At 55.6% G+C, this 25,243-nt stretch carries 20 protein-coding genes and 1 pseudogene; 8 read left to right on the top strand and 13 right to left on the bottom strand.

Annotated features, from left to right (window positions below; genetic code table 11):
• The 3 genes from F3J26_RS21920 to olsF form a co-directional block, all read right to left on the bottom strand.
• On the bottom strand, positions 1-1,618 hold a 1,618-nt coding region (locus F3J26_RS21920), incomplete at its 3' end, for an autotransporter-associated beta strand repeat-containing protein (protein WP_205246600.1).
• Between the two features lie 792 nt (positions 1,619-2,410).
• Positions 2,411-3,061: an epoxyqueuosine reductase QueH gene (locus tag F3J26_RS21915; RefSeq protein WP_008458534.1), complete on the bottom strand. Its 651-nt coding sequence runs from the start codon at positions 3,059-3,061 to the stop codon at positions 2,411-2,413.
• A gap of 115 nt (positions 3,062-3,176) precedes the next feature.
• Positions 3,177-4,892: a bifunctional ornithine lipid synthase OlsF gene (gene olsF / locus F3J26_RS21910; RefSeq protein ID WP_166995960.1), complete on the bottom strand. Its 1,716-nt coding sequence runs from the start codon at positions 4,890-4,892 to the stop codon at positions 3,177-3,179.
• 522 nt (positions 4,893-5,414) lie between these two features.
• On the opposite strand from olsF, the gene F3J26_RS21905 reads away from it, so the two are divergent.
• A complete protein-coding gene (locus tag F3J26_RS21905) occupies positions 5,415-6,941 on the top strand; it encodes a peptide MFS transporter (RefSeq protein WP_008458531.1) in 1,527 nt (508 codons plus the stop codon).
• 64 nt (positions 6,942-7,005) lie between these two features.
• Here F3J26_RS21905 and F3J26_RS21900 read toward each other — a convergent pair whose 3' ends face one another.
• A complete protein-coding gene (locus tag F3J26_RS21900) occupies positions 7,006-7,842 on the bottom strand; it encodes an oxidoreductase (RefSeq protein WP_008458529.1) in 837 nt (278 codons plus the stop codon).
• Between the two features lie 161 nt (positions 7,843-8,003).
• Here F3J26_RS21900 and F3J26_RS21895 point away from each other — a divergent pair, with 161 nt between their 5' ends.
• Positions 8,004-8,945 carry an AraC family transcriptional regulator gene (locus F3J26_RS21895; protein WP_008458527.1) on the top strand — a complete coding sequence of 314 codons (942 nt, stop codon included), beginning with the start codon at positions 8,004-8,006 and terminating at the stop codon, positions 8,943-8,945.
• A gap of 5 nt (positions 8,946-8,950) precedes the next feature.
• Here the strand turns inward: F3J26_RS21895 and F3J26_RS21890 are convergent, their stop codons facing one another.
• Both F3J26_RS21890 and F3J26_RS21885 read right to left on the bottom strand, forming a co-directional pair.
• Entirely contained in the window at positions 8,951-10,219 is a 1,269-nt protein-coding gene (locus tag F3J26_RS21890) for a chloride channel protein (RefSeq protein WP_008458525.1), read from the bottom strand.
• Between the two features lie 120 nt (positions 10,220-10,339).
• A complete protein-coding gene (locus F3J26_RS21885) occupies positions 10,340-11,683 on the bottom strand; it encodes an MFS transporter (protein ID WP_008458523.1) in 1,344 nt (447 codons plus the stop codon).
• A gap of 130 nt (positions 11,684-11,813) precedes the next feature.
• Between F3J26_RS21885 and F3J26_RS21880 the strand changes: the two genes are divergently transcribed.
• A complete protein-coding gene (locus tag F3J26_RS21880; protein ID WP_008458521.1) occupies positions 11,814-12,707 on the top strand; it encodes a LysR substrate-binding domain-containing protein in 894 nt (297 codons plus the stop codon).
• Between the two features lie 174 nt (positions 12,708-12,881).
• Here the strand turns inward: F3J26_RS21880 and fabF are convergent, their stop codons facing one another.
• The 4 genes and pseudogenes from fabF to F3J26_RS21860 form a co-directional block, all read right to left on the bottom strand.
• Positions 12,882-14,165: a beta-ketoacyl-ACP synthase II gene (gene fabF, locus F3J26_RS21875; RefSeq protein ID WP_166995967.1), complete on the bottom strand. Its 1,284-nt coding sequence runs from the start codon at positions 14,163-14,165 to the stop codon at positions 12,882-12,884.
• 18 nt (positions 14,166-14,183) lie between these two features.
• Entirely contained in the window at positions 14,184-15,746 is a 1,563-nt protein-coding gene (locus tag F3J26_RS21870; RefSeq protein WP_166995958.1) for a DHA2 family efflux MFS transporter permease subunit, read from the bottom strand.
• Positions 15,743-16,785: pseudogene (locus F3J26_RS21865) on the bottom strand (HlyD family secretion protein). Before F3J26_RS21865 ends, F3J26_RS21870 begins: the two are co-directional and overlap by 4 nt.
• Positions 16,785-17,327 carry a winged helix-turn-helix transcriptional regulator gene (locus tag F3J26_RS21860; RefSeq protein ID WP_166995956.1) on the bottom strand — a complete coding sequence of 181 codons (543 nt, stop codon included), beginning with the start codon at positions 17,325-17,327 and terminating at the stop codon, positions 16,785-16,787. Before F3J26_RS21860 ends, F3J26_RS21865 begins: the two are co-directional and overlap by 1 nt.
• 273 nt (positions 17,328-17,600) lie before the next feature.
• Between F3J26_RS21860 and F3J26_RS21855 the strand changes: the two genes are divergently transcribed.
• Both F3J26_RS21855 and F3J26_RS21850 read left to right on the top strand, forming a co-directional pair.
• Entirely contained in the window at positions 17,601-18,764 is a 1,164-nt protein-coding gene (locus F3J26_RS21855; RefSeq protein ID WP_008458511.1) for a methyl-accepting chemotaxis protein, read from the top strand.
• 269 nt (positions 18,765-19,033) lie between these two features.
• Complete coding sequence (locus tag F3J26_RS21850; RefSeq protein ID WP_166995954.1) at positions 19,034-20,584, top strand: methyl-accepting chemotaxis protein; 1,551 nt, start codon at positions 19,034-19,036, stop codon at positions 20,582-20,584.
• Between the two features lie 35 nt (positions 20,585-20,619).
• Here F3J26_RS21850 and F3J26_RS21845 read toward each other — a convergent pair whose 3' ends face one another.
• Positions 20,620-21,231 (bottom strand): LysE family translocator, encoded by a 612-nt coding sequence (locus F3J26_RS21845; protein WP_166995952.1) that lies wholly within the window; start codon positions 21,229-21,231, stop codon positions 20,620-20,622.
• A 108-nt stretch (positions 21,232-21,339) separates the two neighbouring features.
• Between F3J26_RS21845 and F3J26_RS21840 the strand changes: the two genes are divergently transcribed.
• Entirely contained in the window at positions 21,340-21,804 is a 465-nt protein-coding gene (locus F3J26_RS21840) for an Lrp/AsnC family transcriptional regulator (RefSeq protein WP_008458505.1), read from the top strand.
• A gap of 47 nt (positions 21,805-21,851) precedes the next feature.
• On the opposite strand, the gene F3J26_RS21835 is transcribed toward F3J26_RS21840, so the two are convergent.
• Positions 21,852-23,048 (bottom strand): TCR/Tet family MFS transporter, encoded by a 1,197-nt coding sequence (locus F3J26_RS21835; RefSeq protein ID WP_166995950.1) that lies wholly within the window; start codon positions 23,046-23,048, stop codon positions 21,852-21,854.
• A gap of 65 nt (positions 23,049-23,113) precedes the next feature.
• Here F3J26_RS21835 and F3J26_RS21830 point away from each other — a divergent pair, with 65 nt between their 5' ends.
• Both F3J26_RS21830 and F3J26_RS21825 read left to right on the top strand, forming a co-directional pair.
• Positions 23,114-23,752 carry a TetR family transcriptional regulator gene (locus F3J26_RS21830; RefSeq protein ID WP_166995947.1) on the top strand — a complete coding sequence of 213 codons (639 nt, stop codon included), beginning with the start codon at positions 23,114-23,116 and terminating at the stop codon, positions 23,750-23,752.
• Between the two features lie 64 nt (positions 23,753-23,816).
• Positions 23,817-24,437 carry a LysE family translocator gene (locus F3J26_RS21825; RefSeq protein WP_166995945.1) on the top strand — a complete coding sequence of 207 codons (621 nt, stop codon included), beginning with the start codon at positions 23,817-23,819 and terminating at the stop codon, positions 24,435-24,437.
• Here the strand turns inward: F3J26_RS21825 and F3J26_RS21820 are convergent.
• Positions 24,434-25,207: an AraC family transcriptional regulator gene (locus F3J26_RS21820; protein WP_008458499.1), complete on the bottom strand. Its 774-nt coding sequence runs from the start codon at positions 25,205-25,207 to the stop codon at positions 24,434-24,436. The genes F3J26_RS21825 and F3J26_RS21820 overlap by 4 nt on opposite strands.
• Positions 25,208-25,243 lie beyond the last annotated feature (36 nt).

Raw genomic sequence — 25,243 nt, 5'->3', positions numbered from 1 at the left:
CGGTCTGGCTGTTGCCGCTGAGATTAAGGGTCGCACCTTCAGCTACCGTCACACCGGAGGTGGAGGCAAAAGTATCCTCAACACCGGTTTTAAGTGTGCCGCGGCTGACCGTAGTAGTACCTGTGTAAGTGTTGGTTCCGGATAAAATAAAGCTGCCTTCACCATTTTTACTTATGCCTCCCCTGCCAGAAATCTTGCCTGAAAATGTGGTAGCGGTGCCAGCAGTATTATTTTCCGTGAGGGTATTATCGCCTAGTAGAATCTCTCCTTTTCCGGATAGGGCATTTACTTGCTGATTGTAACCTCCAAGATCTAAACTGGCACCAGAGTTAACGACCAAGCTGTGGGAGGTCATGATTGCATTTTCCACACCCGTCTTGAGCGTTCCTTTCTCAATCAGAGTATCGCCAGTATAAGTATTGTTACCGCCTAAAATCAGCGTTCCATCTCCTAATTTTTGTAGGCTGCCCGTACCTGCTATAATGCCTGAAAGTGACATGCCTACACTGTTAGTGTCTAATGAAGAGATACTATTTCCATTTAGATTGATATCGATGCTGGATGTTAGCGTCGATTTGTATGCCTGAAGGATTCCACCGTCGAGAGTAAAAAGGGGTGGAATACTGCTTCCCCCATAAACAATGCCGTTCTGCCCGCCAATGGACAGTTTGCCGCCATTGGAAATGATCATCTCCGTAGTGCCAGCAGAACTTGTCGCAAGGTATAATTTGTCTGCAACGGTGATGCTTGCTCCGTCGGTAACCGTAGTTTTGGCTGTACCTTCATCTGCGCCGAGATAGAAAGTATTAACATTTAACGCTGAGCCCTCACCCATGACGGTAATAGCGGTGTCAGAATTGTCATTGCTGTTACCGGCAGCGAGCATATCTGCATTGACAATGCCACCATTAGATATATTGAGATATCCAGTTCCACCTCGGCCGTAACCAGTCCCCCCCATACTTAGTAATGCTCCATTAGAGACATTAACAATACCTCCATCGGATACGTTTAGTTCTCCGATAAAACCTTGAGATCCAATTGTTAATTGCTGAAATGGGGTGCCGGCCGCATCGCGGCCAGGCTTTACAGTCAGAGCTGAACCATTTCCCTGTACGTTAATCGTGCCTTCAGCGCCATATCCGGTGTAAACATCAAACGAGTTAACCTTGCCGCCATCGATAATGTTGAGAATATTGTTTTTACCTCCTCCAGCATTACCAACACGGATCTGGGGGCTGGTTAGTGAGGAGCCATTTCCGGAAACTACAATATATGACGACAGACTGTTATCGCTTCCAATGAAAATATTTTGCTCTGCTAACACAGTTGCACCATTTTGCACCTGCATATAAGCTTCTTTATCGCCCGATGCAGCACCGTTACCGATACTTATGGTGCCGCTTAGCGGTAATGTATTAGTATACTTTGCGGCAATTGATGTGCCCGATCCTGTAACAACAAAATTTGATGAGGTATTATATTTTTCACTGTACGTGAGAAAGCTTGCAAATTCTCTTGAACCACTTTCGTATACAGTGTCACTTGATGCTGAAACTCCAAAGTTTATTCCATAAGCGATCATGGAAATCGACATGGCAATTTTTTTAATTTTCAAAGCATATTCCTTAAGCTCTGGTGTTAATGAGTGGGTAATTTATAATTGATACTCTGGTGTTTTTATTTTTATGAGGTTGCTTTGAATCTTTGCAAAAAAAAATATTAATGTATTAGCATTATCAGATAGGGGGGCATGCTCCTTTTCTTATGGCGCTTTCAGGTAAGCTACCGCCCGTTACTATACCAAGTACACTAGGGAAAATAATTATCAATACTTGTGGCGAGTTACTATCAATGAACATGCATTTATTTGCGCCTTATTCATCCTCATATGAAGAGTTCACGTATGTGAGTTCATTCCCAGACGAGAGTACAAAGAATACCAAATTAAATAAATGTCAAAAAAAAGCACCAAAGTTTGTTACTGAAAGTTATTGACATTACGAAAAAATGTATTTTATTCCTCGTGAGCTTGGTGAACCTTAAGGTTGTATTATTTAGGAGAGATGTTTTATGAGAAAAATTTAGAGAATTCAAGTGGATTGGTAAGTAATATCATTGAGTTATGAGGTTGATGTTTCTATTCCCCCAGTTGTCTTGGTTCATCGACTCCTTAGCCTCTATATATTAAGGCGCAACTTCATCGTTAAATTTATTTTTGGGTGCTCATTTATCACTCAATAGATAAAGCGCTAACGCATATAGATTAACCCGCTCCAAGTGAGAAGAATTGTTACATCTGGTTATTTACCAGACTCTACGCGATAGTTTTCGGAATAGTTCCCGTTATTTCATATGTTCACTAATTTATGTTTAAATACTTGAGCATTGTTCCCTTGATTCCCTTTTCTTAAACATGTTTATAGTTACCCGGCTTGATTAACGCTTTCCCCTGCGATGTTCGATAAGCGTTGGCATCCCGCAAAGAATAAGCGCAGCCGCAATACTCCTGCTGATAAAACTGCTCGCGTTTGCAGATCTCTACCGTGCGCGCGGAGCCACCTTGCTTACGCCAGTTGTGGGTCCAGTAAAACATTCCCGGATGACGCGCCGCTGCTCGCTGGCCGCATTCGCAAACCTGCTGAAAATTCTTCCAGCGTGAAATTCCCAGCGAACTGCAAATCGCCTCGAAGCCGTGTTCAGCCGCGTACAGCGCGGTGCGCTCCAGGCGCATATCAAAACAGGCCGTACAGCGCGCGCCGCGCTCGGGTTCCCATTCCATACCTTTCATGCGCGCAAACCAGTTATCGGCATCATAATCCGCGTCGATGAAGGGCACGCCGTGTTGCCCGGCAAACCGCTTATTCTCCTCCTTACGGATGAGATACTCCTTTTGCGGATGGATATTGGGATTGTAGAAAAAAATCGTAAAGTCGATATCCGAGGCAAGCAAAGCCTCGATGACTTCGGAAGAGCAGGGCGCGCAGCAGGTATGCAATAACAGCTTGTTTGCACCGTCCGGCAGCACAAGCTTCGGGCGCTTAAATTCGGTGGTTGTCATGATATGTTGGCGGAAAGAAGGAAAACGGCGTGGATTGTACCACTAAAATTGTGGTCAATGGGCTTTGCCAGCTTAAGGTGAGGCGGGAGACTGCTTCTCCCACCTTAGCTAACAGTTATTCCTGCCCTGATAAATGCATCCCGACGTACCGCTCATAGCGGCTTTTTTTCAGGAACGTTAAATCCACCAGCACCAGCCCATCGACGCAGTTGTTGAAGGCCGGGTCGCTGCCAAAATCAATAAACTGCACACCGCCCGGCTCGCAGAGTTCCGAATATTGCTTATACAGCGTCGGGATGCCGCAGCCCATATTGCTGAGCAGGGATTTTAACCGAGTCAGATCTTCGCCGTAATCCTCTCCCTTGAACTGCGCCAGCACGTCGGGGAGGCTTGCCGGGTAAGGGCTGCGGGACGAGGCCAGCGGATGGCTCGCCGGGAACCACAGCCGATAAAAGGCGACAAGCAGATCGCGTGCGTCCGGCGGCAGGCCACCGGAAATAGATACCGGGCCGAACAGGTAGCGATATTGCGGGTAACGGGCCAGGTAAGCGCCAATCCCCGACCATAAATAGTCCAGGCCACGGCGGCCCCAGTAGCGAGGTTGAATAAAGCTGCGCCCCAGCTCGATGCCGTGCTGCAGCACATCGTCCATTTTTTCGTCGTAGTGGAACAGGCTATAGCTGTAAAGCCCGTCTAAACCGCGTTTTTTGATCTGCTGAGCGGTAGGCATAAAGCGGTAGGCGCCGACGATCTCCAGGTCCTGCTCATCCCAAAGGATTAAATGCAGGTAATCGTCATCATACCTGTCGAGATCCCGGCGTTTGCCGCAGCCTTCACCTACGGCGCGAAATGCTATCTCACGCAGGCGACCAAGCTCGCGCAGCAGCGGAGCCTCTTCTTTGGTGTCGTTTCGCTGCCAAAGATAAATCACTTTATCGTCGGCGGTTCGGCCCAGACACTCGGCTTTAGCCAGCTCCCGGCGCAGCGTGGCCCGGTCTTCCGCCCGGGCAATCGCGCTTTCCGTTGTGAATTTGCCGGACAGCCCTTTACCCAGCAGCTGAACGTGCTGGCGGCACTTTTTAGCCAGTTCGCGCGGGATTTGCTGTGGACTATGCCAGCTTTCCCAGGGAATGCGCTGGCCAAGCGTGATTGGCAAAGTGGAGTTGCGGCGGCGGAACATTTGCTGCATCAGCAGCAGCAACGGCAGCGCAGGGGAAACCATCGCGCCAGCATAAAACAGGGCGCTGTTACGCGCGTGGATAAAGGCCGGCAGAAGCGGCACGCGGTACTTCGCGGCAAGCTTAATGAAGCCGGTGTGCCAGTGTCCTTCGGCAATGCCTTCCCGGGATAAACGAGACACTTCTCCCGCCGGGAAAAAGATCAGTACGCCGCCGTTTTGCAGCTGCTGTTCCATCTGCACAAGCGATGATTTAGGCGTGCGGCCATTGATATTGTCGACCGGGATAAACAGAGAACTCAGCGGTTCGAGGTGATTGAGCAGGCGATTGGTGACGACTTTAACATCGCGGCGGACGCGGGAAACGGCATACAGCAGCGCCAGTCCATCAAGCGTGCCCGTTGGATGGTTGGACATCATCACCACGGGGCCACTTTCAGGGATATTTTCTAATTCACGGGGAGAGATATTACAGCGGATTTGCAGGTGGTCCAGTACCTGTTCGACCATGTCGAGGCCACGAAGATGAGGGTATTGCCCGGCAAAGGCCTGAAACTCTTCCTCATGCAGCAGGCGTCTTAACAGATTTTTTTGCCAGGGTGCAGGCTTAGCCTGAGGCCAAAGATCGTCAAGTACGTTATCGATACTAAACATGTCAGCTCCTCCTAACTTCCTGTTGGTGAAAGTATAAGCAAAAGATGAAGTTTTCGTGTCAGTGAGGTGATGTTTCAGGGATACGCGCAGAAGCGGTGCCGATTTTTTATTCCGCAGTGATACATCGATGGGGGGTTAACGCGATTTTGGGCTTAGGTAATGGGGTAAACCCTGATGAGTTGTAGGTTAATGGCGAGTGTTTCGTGAAAAAGCGTGATTTTTATTTAATTAATTGTTTTTAATGGATTTTAATTTTGGTTGTTTGAGATTTTATTGTCAAGATGAAAGCGCATTTAATGAGATTTTTATCATGAAAAATGAGAGTTAAGTCGATTTTTAATCTAAAAACCCTCTATTAGACACTAAAGTTACTCTTCGTCCTGATGATTTTTCAACGATCTACGCTAAAGTAGCCGCCGCTGGCTAACGACCAGCCTATGATTAAAAATCTGCAACCGAACGCCGGGAACGGCGTTTTATCAACACCGCATCAAAAAAAAGATAACCTATGGGAGTTCACAGATGAGTCACTCTGCGACGAAAACAAAAACATTTTTCGGGCATCCGTACCCGTTAAGTTCGCTCTTCCTCACCGAAATGTGGGAACGTTTTTCTTTCTACGGGGTTCGCCCGCTGCTCATTCTGTTTATGAGCGCCGCGCTGCTTCAGGGCGGGATGGGGCTGCCGATTGAGCAGGCATCCGCCATTGTCGGGATCTTCGCCGGCGGTGTGTATATCACGTCTTTACCGGGCGGCTGGCTGGCCGATAACTGGCTCGGGCAGCGCCGCGCCGTCTGGTATGGCTCGCTGATTATTGCCCTCGGCCACCTCTCGATTGCGCTGTCGGCATTCGTGGGCAACACCTTCTTCTTTGTCGGCCTGCTGCTGATCGTCCTGGGAACCGGGCTGTTCAAAACCTGTATTACCGTCATGGTCGGCACGCTGTACAAAAAAGAAGATACCCGCCGCGACGGGGGCTTCTCGCTGTTTTACATGGGCATCAATATGGGCTCGTTTATTGCCCCGCTGATCATCGGCCCGCTGCATGAAAAATACGGCTGGCATATGGGCTTTGGCCTGGGTGGCTTAGGGATGCTGGTTGCGCTGTTCATCTTCCGCTTCTACGCCATTCCGCAAATGCGCCGCTACGACAAAGAAGTCGGCCTGGATTCCACCTGGAACCGCCCGACGACCGAGCGTAAAAACGTCGGTAAATGGGTGACGCTTGCCATGGCGCTGCTTGCCGGGCTGGTGGTACTTATCTCCAATGGTACGATTCCGTTCAACCCGACGGTGATAGCGAAAAGCTCCGCCTACATCATTTCTACCTGCGTGGGCCTCTACTTCCTGTTTATGTTCTTCTTTGCGGGCTTAACCAGCAGCGAGCGTTCGCGCCTGCTGGCCTGCCTGATCCTGCTGATTGCGGCGGCGTTCTTCTGGTCTGCCTTTGAGCAGAAGCCGACCTCCTTCAACATCTTTGCGCGTGACTATACCGACCGCCAGATGGGCAGCTTTGAAATCCCGACGATCTGGTTCCAGTCGATCAACGCGCTGTTTATTATCCTGTTAGCCCCGGTCTTCAGCTGGTTCTGGCCGTCGCTGGCTAAGCGTAATTTGAACCCGAGCAGCATGACGAAATTCGTTATCGGCATTCTGTTTGCGGCGGCAGGTTTTGCGGTGATGATGGCGGCGGCAAACCAGGTGCTGGCGACGCAGAGCGGCGTTTCTCCGTTCTGGCTGGTAGGGAGCATCCTGCTGCTGACCCTCGGTGAGCTGTGTCTGAGCCCAATCGGCCTCGCGACCATGACGCTGCTGGCACCGCAGAAAATGCGCGGCCAGGTGATGGGGCTGTGGTTCTGCGCCAGCGCGCTGGGTAACCTGGCGGCGGGTATTATGGGCGGGCACATCAAAAAAGATCAGCTTAGCTTGATGCCGGAGCTGTTCTCCCACGTCTCTATCGCCCTGGTTATCTGCGCCGTTGTGCTGGCCGCGCTGATTATTCCGGTCAGAAACATGCTGAGAAACGCGGATGCCAACGAAGCTAAATAACGGTTTTTAAGCACCTGGCCCGGTAGCCTTTATGGGGTACCGGGCCTTTTTATTTTGTGGGCCGCTACTGCACATCAGTCGAACGACTTACCGTTTCCCACGCCTCAATATCTGCTTCCATTCGCTCAAGCTTCTCTTTGACGAAGGTAACGGCGTCGCTGCCCAGGAGCAGGGTTGCCGGTGGATGAGGGCTGTCGATAAGCGCCAAAATTGCTTTGGCGGCTTTGATCGGATCGCCCGGCTGCTGCCCGCTGCGTTTCTGGCGCGCGTCGCGAATCGGGCCGAAGCTCTGGTCATAATCGCTGATGCTGCGCGGGCTTCGCACCATAGATCGCCCGGCCCAGTCGGTTCTGAAGGAACCGGGCTGCACGGCGGTGACCGCGATATTAAAAGGCAGGAGCTCTTTGCTCAGCGTTTCGGAGATGCCCTGCAGGGCAAATTTGCTGCCGCAGTAGTAGCTGATACCGGGCAGGGTGATAAAGCCGCCCATCGAAGTGATATTGATAATATGGCCCGTACGACGAGTGCGGAACCCAGGCAAAAAGGCTTTTATCATCGCGACGGCGCCAAATACGTTGACGTTGAACTGGTGAATCAGTTCGCTCATCGGGGATTCTTCCATCACCCCCTCGTGCCCGTAGCCTGCGTTGTTGACGAGTACATCAATAGCGCCAATCTCCTGTTCCACCGAAGCCGCCAGCGGGGCTGCGGCATCAAAGTCGGTGACGTCCAGAATTCGGGCAAAACACTTGCCGGGTGCCAGCGCCTCAAAGGCTTCCTTCGCCTGGTGATTACGCACGGTTCCAACCACGCGGTGTCCGGCTTTCAGGGCTTCTTCTGCCAGCGAACGGCCAAAGCCGCTGCTGACGCCGGTAATTAAAAATAACTTCGACTGGCTCATTATTATGTCCTCCGTTAATGGGAGGTAAATCGTAGGGCTGGAAGGACTGAGTGAGTAGCCTGGATCCTCTCTGATGTTTGCCTATTCCTATGAGGTGTCTGGACGAGGTGAGGTTTCACTGCCAGACTCTGCCAACATTTCCCTTGGCCAGATGAACCGCTATGACAAACGCCAGCCTTCTGGCCAGTAAACAAATGGTTGAGCTTCTGGATCGGTTAACCCCGCATGAAGGCTACAATCTCACCGCGCTGAACGAAGTCCGTTTCTTACGCTCTAATCGCCCGCTGATGCGAACCCCGGTTCTTTATGAGCCCGGCATTGTGATTGTGGTGCAGGGGCGTAAACGGGGTTTTTTAGGTGAGGATGTCTATTTATATGATGCCCAGCACTACCTGATGGTTTCCGTGCCCGTGCCGTTCACCATGGAAACGGAGGCCAGCGCCGAAGAACCCATGCTGGCTATCTACATGAGGTTAGACTTTACGCTGGCTGCGGAGGTGATGCTCGCGCTCGATGGCCGAGGCATTGAGCTGGCCTGCGAGCCACGCAGCATGATGTCCAGCCCGATGGACGAAGCGATGAGCGCCTCCGTACTGCGTTTCCTCCAGGTGATGTCGACGCCGCTGGATGCCGATCTCTTGGGGCCGGCTATGATGCGGGAGATTTATTATCGGGTACTGACGGGCGCGCAGGGGCAGACGTTACGCAGCGCGCTGACGATGCAGGGGCAGTTTGGCAAAGTGGCGAAGGCGCTGCGCAAGCTTCATGCTGAATTTAATGCGCATCTGGACGTTGATGCTCTGGCAAAAGAAGCGGGCATGAGCGTGCCCACTTTCCACAGCCATTTCAAAGCGGTGACCAACACTTCCCCCATGCAATATCTCAAATCCACAAGACTGCATCAGGCGAGATTGTTGATGCTGCGAAACGATCTGACCGCTTCGGCGGCCAGCGCCCGCGTGGGCTACGAAAGTGTGTCGCAGTTCAGCCGCGAATTTAAGCGTCTTTTTGGGCTCACGCCGCTTAGCGAGGTGGCGCGCATGCGGCAGCATTTTTCCATGCCGGCCCCGCTTGCAGAGTCGGCATTTATCTCTTCCCACTGAAGAGGTTAGTACCGGTATTTCTTATCCAGAATTCGGCAGGTTGTATAAGCCCCGGCGGCGCAGAGCAGCGCGGGGGCAAAATAGCCGTGATCCATATGGGTAAACTCCATCACCAGCGCCACGGCGGTGATTGGCATCTGCATCGAAGCGGCTAAAAACGCCGCGCCACCGACCAGCGCAAAGCTGCCCACGTCCCCGCCAGGGAAGACAAACTGCCAGACCACCGCCAGCAGCAGGCTTAGCAAAGCGCCCACCGTTAAGCCCGGCGTCAGCAGCCCACCCTCAGCGCCGCCTCGCAGGACGGCGAGGATCACCAGCATTTTCAGCGCCAGCAAAATCGCCGCGAAGTTAAAGCTCAGGCCGTTGCTGATGGCAAGCTGCATCGGACCTTTGCCGTTGCCCGGCAGCTGCGGGAACCACAGGCTAAGCACGGCCAGCAGCGCAAAGGCCAGCAGGCAAAATACCGGCATCTGCCAGTTAGTTTTTACCTGCGTTCTCACGCTTGTTGTCGCCTTGCGGAACAGCCAGGCTGCATAACCGAGCAGCGGGCTGGCAACAATGGCCCAGGCGATAAACGCGTGGGGAAGCGCAAAAGAAGCGAAGTGATACTGCGACTCATCCCCCAGCCCCAGCGTGGCGACCCAGGCCGCTACTGCCGAAGTGATAACCGCCGCCAGCGCTTTCTCCCAGCTGAACGAGATCAGCAGCACTTCCAGCGTGAACAGCGCTCCGGCAAGGGGCACGTTATACACCGCAGCCAGGCCCGCGCCCGCGCCGCAGGCAATCAGCGTCCGGGTTTCATCCGGCTGCAGGCTGAACTTCCGGGCGAGGAGCCCGGCCGCCAGCGCGCCCATTTCCCGAGGGGCCACTTCACGCCCGAGCGGGGAACCCAGCGCAACGGTAATGATTTGCAGCAAAGCATGAACAGTGGTGGTGCCCGTAGGCATCGGCACGGCAGGATTTGCCACGGCGGCAGCGATAGACACTCTTTTCTTGCCGTAACGCGCGAGCAGCCACCAGCCAAATCCGGCGACGGCCCCGCCGCCAAGAATCGCCGCGACCCGGCGTAAATGCGTGGCGTCCGTCACGCCCTCAAGGAACGTCTCGCTCCCAACCAGTTGGTCAATGCTGTAGCCAAAAGCCAGGTGCTGAATAGCGTGTAAAATCAGCGCGAGAAGCATCCCCGCGATGCCGGCAAGAATGCCGGTAAGTACGACCGCAATCAGGCGCACAAGGTAGTGTTTAGCGTCAGCCTGGTCAGCTTGCTGGGTCATATTGGGATCCTTAACGCGGGAAAATTCGATGATAAGGGAGAAGAATTAAACAGTTAGTATAAATGTAGCATTCATCCGGCCCGAATCTCTCTCACCTTTCCCCACGCAGATTGCCCTTGTTTAACTCGCTTTCTGGCATGCCGCAAGCAGCATGCCTGCCACAGCGGCAGCGCCCAGCAGCCGGAAAGCCGTTGCCCACTGTGTTATATCGGGAGCCTGCCCGAGCACGACGGAAAGCACCGCCAGCATCATTGCCCCGGCCATATACTGGCTGGTGGCCATCAGGGCGCTGGCGCGTCCCTGTTGATCAAGCGGGGTGGATGACAGCCCCACAGCGAACATCGCCGGGAAGATGAGCCCGTGGCCAAGCCCGCTTAAGGCGATACCACTGATAAATACTGCAGACAGCGGGGACGCCACCCCGACGGACAGCAGCCCCAGCCCCAGTGCCGAACAGGCAAACCCGACGGCCAAAACCGTGGCGCTGGCGTAACGGGCCGTCAGGCGGGTAAAAAGAGTATTGCCCGCGACGATTAATAGCGCGAGCGGCGTGAACATCAGCCCGGTGGTAACGGCATCCTGCTGCAGCGTCTGCTGCCAGAATAGCGTCATGGCATAAAACTGGCTCCCCACGCTTGCCATATAACAGGCGCTGCTGAGCCAGCCCGTTTGCAGGCCCAGCAGAGCGCGAAGCGAGCGGGCCAGTAAAGGCTGAGGGGCGTAGCGCTCGTGCAGAATAAACAGGATCCCCATGGCAACGGCGAAGCGGTTGGCAATATAGTCAGGCTGCCCGGTTTCGCCATAGCGCATCAGCGCCCAGACCAGTGCCCCGGCGGCGAAGCACCCGACCAGCGACCCGATGCCCGTCTGCTGTTTTTCGCCCTGCGTGCTGAGCGGGAGATAATCCCGGCGAACCAGCCACAGCGCAAGCAGCCCCGGCGGAATGTTAATAAAGAAAATGGTTCGCCAGTCCAGCGCGGCCAGGATCCCGCCCAGTATCACGCCCGCAACCAGACCCAGCGCGCCGATGGCGCTCCATATCGCCAGCGCCCGTCGGTGCGCCTCGCCGTGAAACCGCTGCGCCATCAGCGCCAGTACCGCAGGCTGCAACAACGCTGCCGCCATCCCCTGTCCGCAGCGGGCAATGAGCAGCAGCGTGCCGCCCTGCGCCAGCCCACCAACCGCTGACGAGAGTAAAAACAGCGCCATGCCGAAGCTGAACATCCGGCGTGCCCCCAGCCGGTCGCAGAGGCTGCCGCCCGCCAGCAAGAGGGCGGCAAACGTCAGGCCATACAGGGAAACCACCCACTGCATCTCGCTGAGAGAAAGATTCAGGCTCTGCGCCAGCGTGGGGAGCGCGACGTAGACAATTGCATAGTCCAGCGCAATCAGCGCCTGTGCAATGCCGGGCGCGGATAAAGCGCGCCAGGACCCGGCGGCGGGTTTCGCATAAGTTTGTGTCATCGGCGTTTCCTGCTATTTTCTCTGTGATGAATCATTTTCATCATTTGATGAGCGTGAATAACAGGCTAAGCCTTTGTTTATGGTGCAATCAAAATCATATAATTCAGCCAAGGATGAGTTAAATTCACTCATGAAAAATCGTCGACTCCCGCCACTCACGGCCATTCGGGCCTTTGATGCCGTGGCACGCCACGCCAGCTTTAAAGCGGCAGCGGAAGAAATTGGCGTGACGCCCACCGCCATCAGCCACCAAATTCGCCTGCTGGAAGATTCGCTGGAGCAGCGATTATTCACTCGCTCTGCTCGGGGCGTGGCGCTGACTGCGGCGGGGGAGATTCTGTTTCGCGCCTCCGGAAACATGTTCACCATGCTGCGCGAGGCCGTTGAGTCCATAGCTACAATATCTCAGCCCGGCACGCTCACGCTCAGCACTACTTCGAACTTCCTGACTAACTGGCTGGTGCCGCGTTTACCGTCTTTACATCAGCAGCATCCCTCGCTGGAGCTGCGCTTTCACAGCGGCGTAGCGCTGGCCGATCTCCACGGAAAAATGGCGGACTGTGCGGTGCGTTACAGCATGCAGGCCGACGAATCTCTCGACAGCACGCTGCTGCATAGCGACAGCTTTGTGCTGGTGGCAAGCCCGCAGTTAAAGCTCAGGAGCGTGAAGGATCTCGCGGGGATGACGCTTTTTCATATTGATAACCGGCATGTGCCCAGCCCTGAACCCAGCTGGCAGCACTGGAAATCCGTCTTTGGGCCTGAAGATTTGGATGTGCAGAGCGGCATTCATTTTGACGACGAAACCCATGCGATTCAGGCGGCGATAGCCGGGCAGGGGATTTTGCTGGCAAGCGAGCTGCTGATTCGCCGGGCGCTGCAGCAGGGCTTGCTGCATATTGCGCTGCCGGGCGCGCTGCCTGGGGCGAACTATTATTTTGTGACCAGCCACGAAAAGGCCCGGAGAGAAGATGTGCGGCAGGTTAGGGCGTGGTTGCAGCAGGTGTTTGAGGCAGGTGGCTGATGATTGCCCCTCACCCTGACCCTCTCCCCAAAGGGGAGAGGGGATTGGATCGAGTTTGGTTTCTCCCCTTTCCCCGGAGCGTACAGGAGGGATGAGGGGGACTGGATCGAGCAGAGATTTTCCGTCGGTTTTCCCCCTCTTCCTTCCAGGGAGAGGGCCGGGGTGAGGTTCTTGTTATTCCCCGGATTCCCACCGTTTCAACAGCAGGCTTGCATTCACGCCGCCAAAACCAAACCCGTTCGACAGCGCATAGCGCAGCGTCTTCGGCCGGGCGGTAAGCGCCACCAGATCCAGCCCGGCCGCCTCTTCATCGGGGTGATGCAGATTCAGCGTCGGCGGCACAACCTGGTCACGCAATGCCTGAATAGTAAATATAGCCTCGATGCCGCCCGCGGCGCCCAGCAGGTGGCCGGTGGCGGATTTCGTTGACGTCACAGCCACCGGAAGCGTGCCGAAAAGCGCTTTAATCGCCGCCAGCTCGCCTTTGTCGCCGACCTGCGTCGAGGTTGCGTGCGCGTTGATATGGTCAACATCCGCGGCTGCAATGCCGGCCTGGCGAAGGGCCGCCTCCATTGCTCGCCTTGCGCCGTTGCCGTCTTCCGGCCCGGCGGTCAAATGCCAGGCATCCGCGCTAGTGCCGTACCCGACCAGCTCAGCCAGCGGCGTTGCGCCACGAGCCATGGCGTGTTCCAGGGATTCAATCACGATAAGCCCGGCGCCTTCGCCCATCACAAAACCGTCCCGGTCACGGTCGAACGGGCGTGAGGCGGCTTCGGGATTGTCGTTGGAGGCGGTAGACAGCGCGCGTGCGGCAGCAAATCCGGCCAGGCTGACGCGGTGAATGGCCGCTTCTGCGCCGCCGCAAAGGGCAATATCAGCCTCGCCGCTGCGGATCAAGCGGGCGGCATCTCCAATGGCCTGGGCTCCGGCGGCACAGGCGGTCACCGGGGCACCAATCGGCCCACGAAAGCCGTGCGCAATGGACACATGCCCGGCGGCAAGGTTGGCGAGGAAAGAGGGGATGGTAAACGGCGACAGGCGACGTGGCCCGCGCTCGTCCGTGGTGCGCACTGCATTGGCTATTTCGCTGAAGCCGCCGATCCCGGTGGCAATCACCGTTGCGGTACGATCTTTCTCTTCCTGCGAAGCTGGAGACCAGCCCGCCTGGGCGAGCGCTTCATGGGCGGCAACCAGTGCAAACTCGATGAACCGATCCATCTTTTTACGTTCTTTGGCGGAGATCGTCGCCAGCGGATCAAAGCCGTGCTCAGGATCCTGTTCTACGGACGGCACCTGACCGGCCACTTTGCAGGGGATATCTGCCACGACGTTCTCATCCAGCGCCGAGATGCCGGATTTTCCCGCCAGCAGCGACGGCCAGACATGCTGCACGCCACAGCCCAGCGGGCTGACGATACCCATACCCGTGACCACAATCCTTTTCGCTGAAACGCCCATCATTATTCTCCTGAAATATCAGTGTGGCTGCGGCTTTTTCATTAACGGAACCAGCATCGCAGCAATCAAAAAACCTATCATGATCAGGTAAAAAGCATCCGAAAATGCCTGAGTGCGTGCCTCGCGCAGTGCCAGGGAGGACAAGTTTTTTAGCGCCCCGCTGGTGGCGGCATCCGGGGACAATCCCTGCGCGGCCAGGCTGGCGGCGCTGCGCTGGACAAAATCCGTCATCGCGAGGTTAGCGGTATTGAGATGATCGGCCAGGCGGCTGTAGTGCAGGTTGGTTCTGTCATTCAACACCGTGCCGCACAGCGCAATGCCGATAGCGCCGCCGAGGTTACGCATCAAGTTGAACAGCCCGGAGGCAAGCTTAAGCCGCGCGGGCGGCAGGCTGCCCAGCGTTAACGTCACCGTAGGCGCGACGGCGAACTGCTGCGCAAGGCCGCGAAACGCCTGCGGTAGCAGCAGTTGGTCCGCGCCCCAGTCGTGGGTGATCGGCACGAAGCTGTACATCGAAATGGCAAAGCCGATCAGCCCGGCCATCAGCAGCCAGCGGAGATCCACGCGGTTTGCCAGCCAGGCATAAAAGGGAATCGACATCACCTGGAACAGGCCAGTGGAAAACACCGCCAGGCCGATTTCCAGCGCGCTAAAGCCGCGTACGCTGCCGAGATACAGCGGCGTTAAATAGATCGTGGCGAAAATGCCCACCCCGGCCATAAACGAGAAATAGCAGCCGAGGCTAAAGGTTCTGTCCTTGAGCGCCCGCAGGTCCATCACCGGCTGGGCGTGGCGCAGCGTTCGAATAATAAAGGCGATGCCGCACAGCAGCGCTATCCAGCCGGTTGTGGCGATGGTGTTGTCATCAAACCAACCCCAGCGCGGGCCTTCTTCCAGCGTATATTCCAGGCAGCCGAGCGAGGCCGCCAGCAGCAAAATACTGAAATAGTCCGCGCCGCGCAGCAGCGAGAAATCAGGACTATCCACCTTCACCAGCAGCGGCACGGCGACGGCGATATAAATCCCCGGGATGACGTTAATAAAGAACAGCCAGTGCCAGTTGAAGTTCTCGGTGATCCAGCCGCCGACGGTGGGGCCAAGCGTCGGAGCCAGCGAAGCTAGGCCGCCGATGGTCGCGGCGGCAATAACGCGCTGTTTGCCCTGAAAGAAAGCGAAGGCGGTGGTAAACACCAGCGGGATCATCGAGCCGCCCGCCAGCCCTTGCAGGGCACGGAAGGCAATCATGCTTTGAATATTCCACGCCCAGCCGCAGAGCAGGCTCATCAGGGTGAAGCCTGCCGCCGAGGCGGCAAACAGCCAGCGGGTGGACATCACCCGCGCCAGCCACCCGGACAGCGGAATAATAATGATCTCGGCGATCAGGTAGCTGGTTTGCACCCAGACAGTTTCATCATCCCCAGCCGAAAGGCCGCCGCCGATATCCCGCAGCGACGCGGAGACGATTTGGATATCAATCAGCGCAATAAACATCCCGACGCACATGCTGGCAAAAGCGAAGATCTTTTTTGCCATTGGCATAGAGATGCCCTGCGGCATCGGTGCGGCCTGGGCGGTGCTCATCGCGTGCTCTTTTGATCGACGGTAACGATGACCGACAGCCCCGGACGAAGCACATCCAGTTTTGCGCCGTCACCTTCCAGCGCTATCCGCACCGGAACCCGCTGAACGATTTTGGTGAAGTTCCCCGTAGCGTTTTCCGCCGGAAGAATGCTGAACCGGGAGCCGGTCGCCGGAGAGACGCTGGCAACGTGGCCCTTAAAGGTGTGGTTCGGCAGCACGTCGGCCACCACGGTCACCGGTAAACCGGCTCGCATGTGCGCCAGCTGGTTTTCCTTGAAGTTGGCATCGACCCAAAGCCCCTGGGAAGGCACCAGCGAGAGTAGCTGCATGCCGCTGGTCACGAAGGAGCCGGTCCACGCGCGGCGGTTACCGATCACGCCGTCGAACGGGGCGCGAATTTCGGTATAGCTGAGATTCAGCTTCGCCATCGCCAGTTAGCCTGCGCCTGTTCCAGCGCGGCCTGGGTTTGTTTTTCACGGGCATCAAGCACCGCGAGCTGGCGCTGGGCGACGGCTTTGTCGGCCAGGGCTTTGCTTTGTTCCGCTCGCGCCCGGCGATAATCCGCCGAGGCGTTGTCGCGTATTTGGGCTGAAATGGCGCTCGAGGCTTCCAGGGCGTTATAGCGGCGGTTGTCGTTGGCTGTTTTGTCCGTTGCCGCCGCCGCTGCCGCTAAAGAAGCGGTGGAACCTTCAATCGTTGCCTGCTGCAGCTGGCGCGTGGCGGCGATATCCGCCAGCGCAGCCTGCTGGGCGGCAACTTCCCCAAGGGCTTTCGCCAGCGCGGCCTGGTAATCACGATCGTCAATGCGGATCAGCAGGTCGCCTTTTTTCACCGCCGTGTTGTCCTGCACCGCAATCTGTTGAATGTAGCCGGAGACTTTGGTTGAAATGGCGCTGATATCCCCGCCGATGTAGGCGTCGTCAGTCGACTGAATAAAACGCCCGCTGTGCCACCACCATGTACCATAGCCTGCGGCCGCCAACACCGCGGCACCAAGTACGGTTAGCGTAATCAATTTTTTCTTATGGGCGGCGTTCATTACTGGTGTTCTCTGTACGGTTCTGGCTGGAATTTAAGCCCGGCGTCGCCGGCGTGTTTACGCTGCAGGTAGTCGTGGCGGTATTTCATCATCGGTGAGGCCGCCGGACCCGGCACCATGGCGTATTTTCCAGGCTCAATCAGCTCGCCGGTTTCTTTATCGGTAAGAATGGGCTCTACCGGGCGCTGGGTTTCGCGCTCAACCAGCTGCATCTGACGCCCTTCGGGCGCGAAGTGGCGGTTGCCCCATTCCGCCAGTGCCAGAATCACCATGCGGAAATCACGCCCGCTTTGGGTGAGGTGATATTCGTAGCGCGGCGGCGAGCTGCTGTAGCAAACCTTCTCCAGTAAGCCATCATCAACCAGCTCTTTCAGGCGGCGCGAAAGAATATTGGGCGCCACGTTGCTGCTCTTCTGGAATTCATCGAAGCGGGTAAAACCGGCCAGGGCATCCCGCAGGATCATGATGCTCCAGCTGTCGCCGATACGGCCAAGACTGCGGGCAATGGGGCAGGGAGCGCTGCACAGAGGTTCGTTTTTCATGGTTCGATCCGGGGGCGGGGTTATCGTCTGGTGACAAATTGGCATAGTGACTTTCAAAATGCAAGTTACTAAATACAGCGCTGATGAAAGTGACTTGATCGTAACGTCACGGATATATTCAGAAAGGCGTCGTTCTTAAACGAAAAGTGCGGATTTAAAATCTTTTCAGTTGACTTATGTCGGCGTTAAATTCTGATTTATTTTATGGGATGGCTTTTCCATAAATCCAGGTAATAAATAATATACCCGCCCAAGTCTCGCACAGGATTACCTATGCTTAAGAATGCCAGCGTTCGAAGCGTTATTGTCTATTTTTTGGCAATATCCTTTTTAGTTATAGATTTCTTAGCATTTGCTTTATCAGCTAGCGTGCTTGTTTTAGCCATGCTTAATATTGCCTGGGTTGTCTTAATCTTCTCCCTGTGGACGTATATGACGATATATCTTGTACGGCCCATTAATAACGTTAAGCGGAGCATTGACGAAATTAATTCGGGGAATTTATCGGTGCATATCCCTGAGTTTGGGAATAATTGTGCCGGACGATTGATTCCGGGCATAAATACGCTTTCCGCCGAAATTACTACCCTGGTAATGGATATTCGCAAGTCGTCCCAGTCGGCCAAAGCACTTTCTGAAAGCCTTGCGCACCAGAGCGCCACGCTGTCGGTGAAAACCGAGCAGCAGTCGGCGATGCTGATTCAGACGGCATCGAGCATGGAACAGATTTCCGCCGGGACAAAAAACAATGCCGACAGCACCCGTGAGCTGAGCGATATCACCAGCGGCGCGCACCGTTCGGCCAACCACGGCAGTGACCTGATGCAGAAGCTGACCAGCAACATGACCTCAATCACCGACTGCGCCAACAAGATGACGGAAATCATTACCATCATCGACAGCATTGCCTTCCAGACCAATATCCTGGCGCTGAACGCTGCGGTGGAAGCCGCCCGCGCCGGGGAACACGGCAAAGGCTTTGCGGTGGTGGCCGGTGAAGTCAGAAATCTGGCGCATAAAAGCTCGGAATCGGCCAAGAACATTAAGTCGTTAATTGATATCACCAACCAAAACGTTCTGCAGGGCGCAAGCCTGGTCTCCGAAGCGGAAAAAAATATGAAGGATATTGTTTCCGGTTCAGAAAATATCGACGCGCTGATGGGGCATATTTTTATCTCCACCAACGAACAGGAAAAAGGTATTCAGCAAATTACCACGGCGCTCTCCGAACTGGAGAAAGTCACCCAGGGGAACGTAGCGGTGGTGGAAGAGCTGGCCGGATCTTCAGAAGTGCTGAATAAACAAGTGTTCGAGCTGGAAAAAAGAACCAGTAGCCTGCATTTGGGGGCAAGCGATGAGGCAAGCGTAATATTATCGCCCCAGCTGGCACCGCGCCGGGCGTTAAAAAGAGAAGAGGAACACTGGCAGGCGTTTTAATCTTTAACTTTAGAGCAAATAATAAAAGGCTCCGACGCATGAATATGCCGGGGCCTTCTATTTTTCAATGACTTCTTCATTGTGATGCAGATCACATTAAAGCATTACTTCGGGCCAAAATGCTGCTTTATCGACCGTTCCCCCCTGGTTTTTGCCTGCAGAAATAACCGTGACCTCCGATATCGGTTAACAACGTGGTTACAAAACACGCCATTCCCTCGCGCCAGGCGCCGGGGGCACTCCGGGATGTGGTTTTCTAAGGAACGAGAATGAAACTAAGTAATTTGCGTGTAGGCGTCAGGCTGAGCGGCGGTTTTTTTCTGCTGTTGTTTTTAATGATTCTGATGGGGATCGGCGCCAGCCTGTTCAGCCGGAACAATGTTCACGCCGTCGATGAGATGATTAACCAGCATTTGCTGAAGGAAAGGCTGGTCGAGGAATGGCTGGCGCAGGTCGACAAGAGCAGCGGGAACGCTATCGCGGCAATGGGAACTGAAAATGCGATGCTGCGTAAGAATCTGCTCGCCAGCATTGCGCAGAATTCGGCGGTCACCACCCGAGTCCAGTCCCAGCTCACATCTTTGATTGCGTTGGAAACCGGCAAACACCTGCTGGCGAATCTTGTCCCCGTGCGTGAAAAGTATTTGCAGGTTCGTTCCGAAGGGTTGGCCCGGGCTGAGCGGAGCGAACATGAGGGCATGGATAGCTATATCTCGGAACGTTTTATTCCGATAAGCGAAGAATATCGGCAGGGGCTGCAGGCTCTGCTGGATTTCCAAAAACAGCTTATCGACAACACGCATGCCAGCATTCAGAAAAACTCCCGTAATAATGAGCTGCTCATGTTGCTGCTAGTGGCGCTGGGTGTGGCGCTGGGAGCGGCAACGGCCTGGTACATAACCCGGAGTATTACGCATCCGCTGCTGCAGGCCGTTAACGTTGCCGGCAGAGTGGCGCAGGGCGATCTCACCGCCAAAGTGCATGTGCATGCGAAGGACGAGCTGGGGCAGCTCATGCATTCATTGCAGGAAATGATTACTTCGCTTGGGAGTACGGTTAGGAACGTCAGCAGCGGGGCGGAAAGTATTGCCCTGGCAGCGGATGAAATTGATGCCGGGAACCAGGATCTCGCCTCACGAACAGAGGAACAGGCGGCGAGCGTCGAACAAACTGCCGCGACCTTAGAGCAGCTAACGTCGACGATCAAGAGCACCGCCAGTCATGCCCATCGGGTGAATACGCTGTTTAATGAGTCCGGAGAAATGGTCAAGGCCAACAGCGAACGTATGCACGTGGTGGCCGATGCCATGGGCGAAATCCATGCTGATGCAGGCCGAATGACCGATATCATTGCGGCCATTGAAGGAATTGCTTTCCAGACAAATATCCTGGCATTAAATGCCTCCGTTGAGGCTGCCAGAGCCGGTGAACAGGGGCGCGGTTTTGCCGTGGTAGCCGGGGAAGTGAGAACGCTGGCGCAGAGAAGTTCGGCCTCCGCGAAAGAGATTCGTGACATCATTAGCGCGTCCGTGAACAAAATCACCGATGGCCGTAAGCTGGTCACGGAAGCGGATGAGGGCATGCAGGAAATCGTTGAAAACGTTGCCCGCGTGCGGCAGCTGGTGGATGAAATTGCCCGCGCGAGTCATGAGCAAAGCGACGGCATCGCGCAAATTAATGCTGCTATGGGGCAGATCGATACCACCACTCAGCAAAACGCCTCCCTGGTTGAGCAGTCCTCCGCGGCCAGCGGTTCCCTGAAGGAGCAGTCCGGCTTGTTGCTCAACAGTATTCGTGTCTTCACCCTACATCAGGCGTAGTTCCTCAGAGGCAGGTATCCTGCCTCTTTTTTTCGCTATTTCAACTGCTCGTAAATCAGCAGCAGCGCAATGATTACCATGAGGACACCCGAAAGCATACTCACCCTGCGAGCGGCCTGAGGACGGGTACTTAAGAGCGTTCTTGAACCGTAACCAATCAAGAGATAAATCAGGGTACAGGTCACCAGGTGCATCGCACCCAGAGCGGACATCTGCTGCGCCACTGACCACTTCCCCTGGGGATCGGTAAACTGCGGTAAAAGGGCCAGAAAAAGCAGAAACACTTTCGGATTCAGGCCGCTGATACACATCCCTTTGATGGCCCACTGTTGCCAGTTGCCGTTGTTCTGAGCGGCGGCGTTCAGCCCGGGAGGGCTGCGCAAAATAGCGAGGCCAAGCCAGAGCAAATAGAGCGCACCCAGCAGCGTGAGGACGGATAAAGCGAGCGGATGCCCGGCGAGCAAAACCCCCACGCCGGCAACAACAATGATTGTCGCGATAGCATGTCCCGACATCAGTCCGGCCACGGCGGGAATAATTCTGCGGCCATTGATTCCGGCGCTGATGGTGTAAGCCCAGTCAGCTCCTGGGGTGATGATTAGCAGGAACGAAACCAGCCAGAATCCTGCGGCAAGGCTCATCGCCATGATGGTATTTCTCTCTTGGATAACGGGAAAGAAAGAATACGGTTAATCCCCGGCAATGGGCTTTCAATGTTATGCTCAAAACTCTTGTTAAAAGAGAGAATATTCCAAATGGATAGCGTAGACAGAAAAATTCTTGCTGAACTCCAGGCCGATGGGCGTCTGTCCATTACCGACCTGGCCGAGCGGGTTAACCTCAGCCTCTCGCCGTGCCATCGTCGGCTCAGAGCGCTGGAGCAAGAGGGGGTCATTACGGGCTATCGGGCTAACCTTGACCCGGGCAAGATGGGCTTTAATTTTGTGGCTCTGGTCTTTGCGACGCTCAAAGAAGGGGACAGAAAGGCCGTCAGCGCGTTTGAAGAAGCTGTGGAAGATATCCCGCAAATTGTGCTGGCGCAGAGACTGTTTGGCGACCCGGACTATCTGATGCAGGTCGTAACCCGGGACCTGCCTTCGTTCCAGGCGCTGTATGACAGAAAACTATCGGCCATGCCCGGTGTGCAGCATCTCCGCTCGACGCTGGTGATGAAAACCGTGGTACAGGACAGGCCCTTTCCGCTGGAGAAATTAAAATAGGCCTGCATGTTACGATGTGATTTTTCCGCCATCGCTCTCTGGCTGCTTTATGGGCTTATTGGCCGTATTTCACTTTTGCCGCGGGTGCTGAACAACACCAGCGGCACGGCAACGGCGTACACCACAATCACCGACAGCCAGATAGCGCCTGGCCACGAATCCTGCACCACAAAGTAGAAGCTTGAGAAGCCCAGCGGGGCAATGATAGACGCGAGGCTGACCGCCGAGGCCAGAATTCCCTGCAACTGGCCCTGGCTGGCTTCATCTACTTTCCGGGTGGCTAGCGCCTGTAGGGCCGGGGTGCCAACGCCGCCCAGCCCGAACAGCGGCATAATCACAAACACCTGCCAGCCTGCTTGCACAAAGGCCAGCATCGTCAGCGCAATACACGAGCTACAAATGCCAAACAGCACCGCGCCGCGCTCGCCCAGCCAGCGGGTTATCGGGCCGGGAAGCAGCGCCTGCGTCAGCGTCTGGCAGATGCCATAAGCGCCGAGAGACAGCCCAATCCACAGCCCGTTCCAGCCGAAAGTATCGGTCCCCCAAAGCGCCCAGCAGGTGCCGTATACTTCGCCGGTTGCGCTCAGAATGAAAAAGACCATCGCAATCGGGATTAGCCCTTTCAGGGTGAAAATGCGGCGCAGAGGCTGCAGGGGATTGAGTACGGCAAAGCTGAACCGTTGGCGGGCGGGTTCGCGGGATTCCGGCAGCATAAACAGCGCCATCAGCAGGTTAACGGTGTTTAGCACGGCAGCCGCAATAAACGGCAGCCGCACCCAGGTATCGCCCAACAGGCCGCCAAGCACCGGGCCGATGATAAACCCGGCCCCAAACATGGCGTTAAACAGCCCGAAGCGACGGGCGCGTTTATCCGCCGGAGTGACGTCGGTGATGTAAGCCATCGCCACCGAGACGTTCGCGCTGGTCAACCCGGCGATAGCGCGGCCCAGCAGCAGCATCCACAGGTGCGGGGCGAAGGCCATGATCAAATAATTCACGGCGGCCCCGATAAGGGATACGAGCAGCACGGGGCGGCGACCATAGTTGTCGCTCAACGCCCCCAGCAGCGGGGCGAAAACAAACTGCATCAGGGCATACAGCGCGGTCATGATGCCGATCCAGTGGGCGATATCCGGGGTGTGTGTCACCTCTTCCAGCAGGCGCGGCAGAATCGGAAAGATCAGGCCGATGCCGACGGCATCCAGGCAAATGGTGGAGAAAATGACAACCAGCGCTTTGTTCATGTTTACCTGTACTAAGTACCAATATATACTCAGTACATAATTATCCATTCCGCAGGATCCTGTCAATGTCCGTCGATCGCCGAACCCTGAACCGACTCGCCACCCGCCAGAAAATTTCTAATGTCGCCACCCGGCTGTTTCTGGAAAAGGGCTTTGAACAGGTGACGATTGACGAAATCGCCACGGCGGCAGAGGTGGGAAGAATGACGGTGTTCAACCACTTCCCGCGCAAAGAGGAGATGTTCTTCGACCGCGAAGAAGAGGGGTTGCAGATGCTGCGCCGTGCGCTGAGTCAGCGGGATAAAAACACGGGGCCGCTGGAAGCGCTGCGTCGCTTTGCTCACCATCTGGTGGAGCAGAATAGCCCGGTGGTGGCTTTCTCCGTGGCGGGGCAGGGGTTTGTCTCGACGATTGAGCACAGCCCGGCACTGAAAGCGAGAGCCAGAGAGATTCGGGATGAATTTGCCCAGGCGCTGGCGCATGAGCTGGCCGCCGGGGCCGGCCTTGAAAAAAGCGACCCGCACACTCAGCTGGCGGCGGGCCTGGTGCTGGCCACGTGGAGCGCGGCGCTGATTCAGGCTCATCGAACTTTTAGCCAGACGCTGAGCAACGCCGCCGCCGCCGCCGTATTTCTTGACCTGATCGACAGAGGAACCGCGGGCGTTATCGCGGCAATGAACGGGACAGTTTACGGCGAAAAATAACGGCATCAGGGCATTGTCGGCTGAGCTGAATTTCAGTAGATTTATCGTTTTCGGAGTTAGAAAAATGTCCGTCACCGATGCGCTTCTTGCTTTCACGCTAGCCGCCACGCTGCTCACGCTTACCCCTGGTCTCGATACCGCCCTTATCCTGAGAACTGCCGCCGCCGAAGGGGGCAAAAAAGCTTTTCATGCCGCGCTTGGCATCGACGTAGGCTGTTTTGTGTGGGGGGCGCTGGTTGCCTTTGGACTTGGCGCTCTGTTGGCAGTTTCTGAATTTGCCTATACCTTGCTCAAGTGGTGCGGTGCCGCGTATTTATGCTGGCTGGGTATTCAGCTGCTTTTGCGTCCTCGCCAGAGTTTTAGTCTTGCCTCCGCTGACTCAACCCGAGTCAGCAACTGGTTTTTGCGCGGCATGTTAGGCAACGTGCTTAATCCGAAAATGGGCGTGTTCTACGTCTCTTTCCTGCCGCAGTTTATCCCCTCCGGCCATTCGCCGATCCTCTGGACTTTCCTGCTGGTTTCTATTCATGCGGTGCTTGGCACTCTGTGGTCCCTGACGCTGATTCTTGCCACGCGCTATGCTTCCGGCGTGCTAAGAAAGCCTGGCGTTGTGAAGTGGATGGATCGCGTCACCGGCTGTGTGTTTCTGCTGTTTGCCGCGAAGCTGGCCATCAGCCGACGTTAAGTCTGTTTCGCCGTCAGCATGCCCGGCGTCTGGCCGGTCATGCTACGGTAAAAGTAGATAAAGGCGCTGTCGCTGGAAAAACCTAGCTCCGAGGCAACAACGGTAACCCGCGCGTGGCTGGCCAGCATTTCCACCGCCTTCATTAAACGCCACTGCTGCCGCCATGGCTGGTAGGAGAGGCCGGTTTCACGGAGGAAAATACGGCCAATGGTGCGCTCGCTTGCGCCGGTTACGCTGGCCAGTTCGTTGAGCGGCGGCGGCAGCGTGTCGCCCGTCAGGTGGCGCAGCCGCTTATCCTGAGGGAAGCGCAGCGTCATCGGGACTTCTTGTGCGGCATTCAGTTCCGCTACGCACAGGGCGGCCATGTGCATCGGGGCGCCTTGTTCCCAGTCCGTTTCCCAGGCGCTGGCCGAAATCCTCTCCAGCAGTTCGTTGAGCAACGGCGTCACGTTGAGCACCAGCGCGGTGGCGGGCAGCGTGGGGTAACGTTTTATATCAAACCAGATTGAGCGGTAGGCCACGCTACTTTTCATTTCTGCCCGATGGCTGACGCCGCCGGGGAGCCAGGCGACTTTACCCGGCGGCAGCAAAGAGAGTACCTGGCCTTCATCCAGCGTGAGCTTCACGCAGCCTTCCCGGGTAAACAGCAACTGCCCCATCCGGTGTCGATGTAGCCCGGAATCATGATCCCCAAGTTCAGCCTGCACGCCAATCACGCCGTTATGCAGCGCGTCAGGGTTAAATTCTGCATCCGCACTTAGCCAGCTCATAATGTCTGATTTCCGATATTAAATGTCATAATGTTT

The organism is Enterobacter sp. Ap-867 (assembly GCF_011752855.1).
Classification (GTDB): domain Bacteria; phylum Pseudomonadota; class Gammaproteobacteria; order Enterobacterales; family Enterobacteriaceae; genus Cedecea.
The sequence above is the reverse complement of the archived record's forward strand: the minus strand, read 5'-3'. Positions and strand labels throughout refer to the sequence as shown.

Bases quoted from the DNA above. Each gene is read 5' to 3' on its own strand.
- F3J26_RS21890 (WP_008458525.1), bottom strand. From the start codon at position 10,219: ATGACCCAGCAAGCTGACCAGGCTGACGCTAAACACTACCTTGTGCGC.
- F3J26_RS21850 (WP_166995954.1), top strand. From the start codon at position 19,034: ATGAAACTAAGTAATTTGCGTGTAGGCGTCAGGCTGAGCGGCGGTTTT.
- olsF (WP_166995960.1), bottom strand. From the start codon at position 4,892: ATGTTTAGTATCGATAACGTACTTGACGATCTTTGGCCTCAGGCTAAG.
- F3J26_RS21860 (WP_166995956.1), bottom strand. From the start codon at position 17,327: ATGAAAAACGAACCTCTGTGCAGCGCTCCCTGCCCCATTGCCCGCAGT.
- F3J26_RS21870 (WP_166995958.1), bottom strand. From the start codon at position 15,746: ATGAGCACCGCCCAGGCCGCACCGATGCCGCAGGGCATCTCTATGCCA.
- F3J26_RS21825 (WP_166995945.1), top strand. From the start codon at position 23,817: ATGTCCGTCACCGATGCGCTTCTTGCTTTCACGCTAGCCGCCACGCTG.
- fabF (WP_166995967.1), bottom strand. From the start codon at position 14,165: ATGGGCGTTTCAGCGAAAAGGATTGTGGTCACGGGTATGGGTATCGTC.
- F3J26_RS21840 (WP_008458505.1), top strand. From the start codon at position 21,340: ATGGATAGCGTAGACAGAAAAATTCTTGCTGAACTCCAGGCCGATGGG.
- F3J26_RS21835 (WP_166995950.1), bottom strand. From the start codon at position 23,048: ATGAACAAAGCGCTGGTTGTCATTTTCTCCACCATTTGCCTGGATGCC.
- F3J26_RS21855 (WP_008458511.1), top strand. From the start codon at position 17,601: ATGCTTAAGAATGCCAGCGTTCGAAGCGTTATTGTCTATTTTTTGGCA.
- F3J26_RS21900 (WP_008458529.1), bottom strand. From the start codon at position 7,842: ATGAGCCAGTCGAAGTTATTTTTAATTACCGGCGTCAGCAGCGGCTTT.
- F3J26_RS21885 (WP_008458523.1), bottom strand. From the start codon at position 11,683: ATGACACAAACTTATGCGAAACCCGCCGCCGGGTCCTGGCGCGCTTTA.
- F3J26_RS21905 (WP_008458531.1), top strand. From the start codon at position 5,415: ATGAGTCACTCTGCGACGAAAACAAAAACATTTTTCGGGCATCCGTAC.
- F3J26_RS21915 (WP_008458534.1), bottom strand. From the start codon at position 3,061: ATGACAACCACCGAATTTAAGCGCCCGAAGCTTGTGCTGCCGGACGGT.
- F3J26_RS21820 (WP_008458499.1), bottom strand. From the start codon at position 25,207: ATGAGCTGGCTAAGTGCGGATGCAGAATTTAACCCTGACGCGCTGCAT.
- F3J26_RS21845 (WP_166995952.1), bottom strand. From the start codon at position 21,231: ATGGCGATGAGCCTTGCCGCAGGATTCTGGCTGGTTTCGTTCCTGCTA.
- F3J26_RS21895 (WP_008458527.1), top strand. From the start codon at position 8,004: ATGACAAACGCCAGCCTTCTGGCCAGTAAACAAATGGTTGAGCTTCTG.
- F3J26_RS21830 (WP_166995947.1), top strand. From the start codon at position 23,114: ATGTCCGTCGATCGCCGAACCCTGAACCGACTCGCCACCCGCCAGAAA.
- F3J26_RS21880 (WP_008458521.1), top strand. From the start codon at position 11,814: ATGAAAAATCGTCGACTCCCGCCACTCACGGCCATTCGGGCCTTTGAT.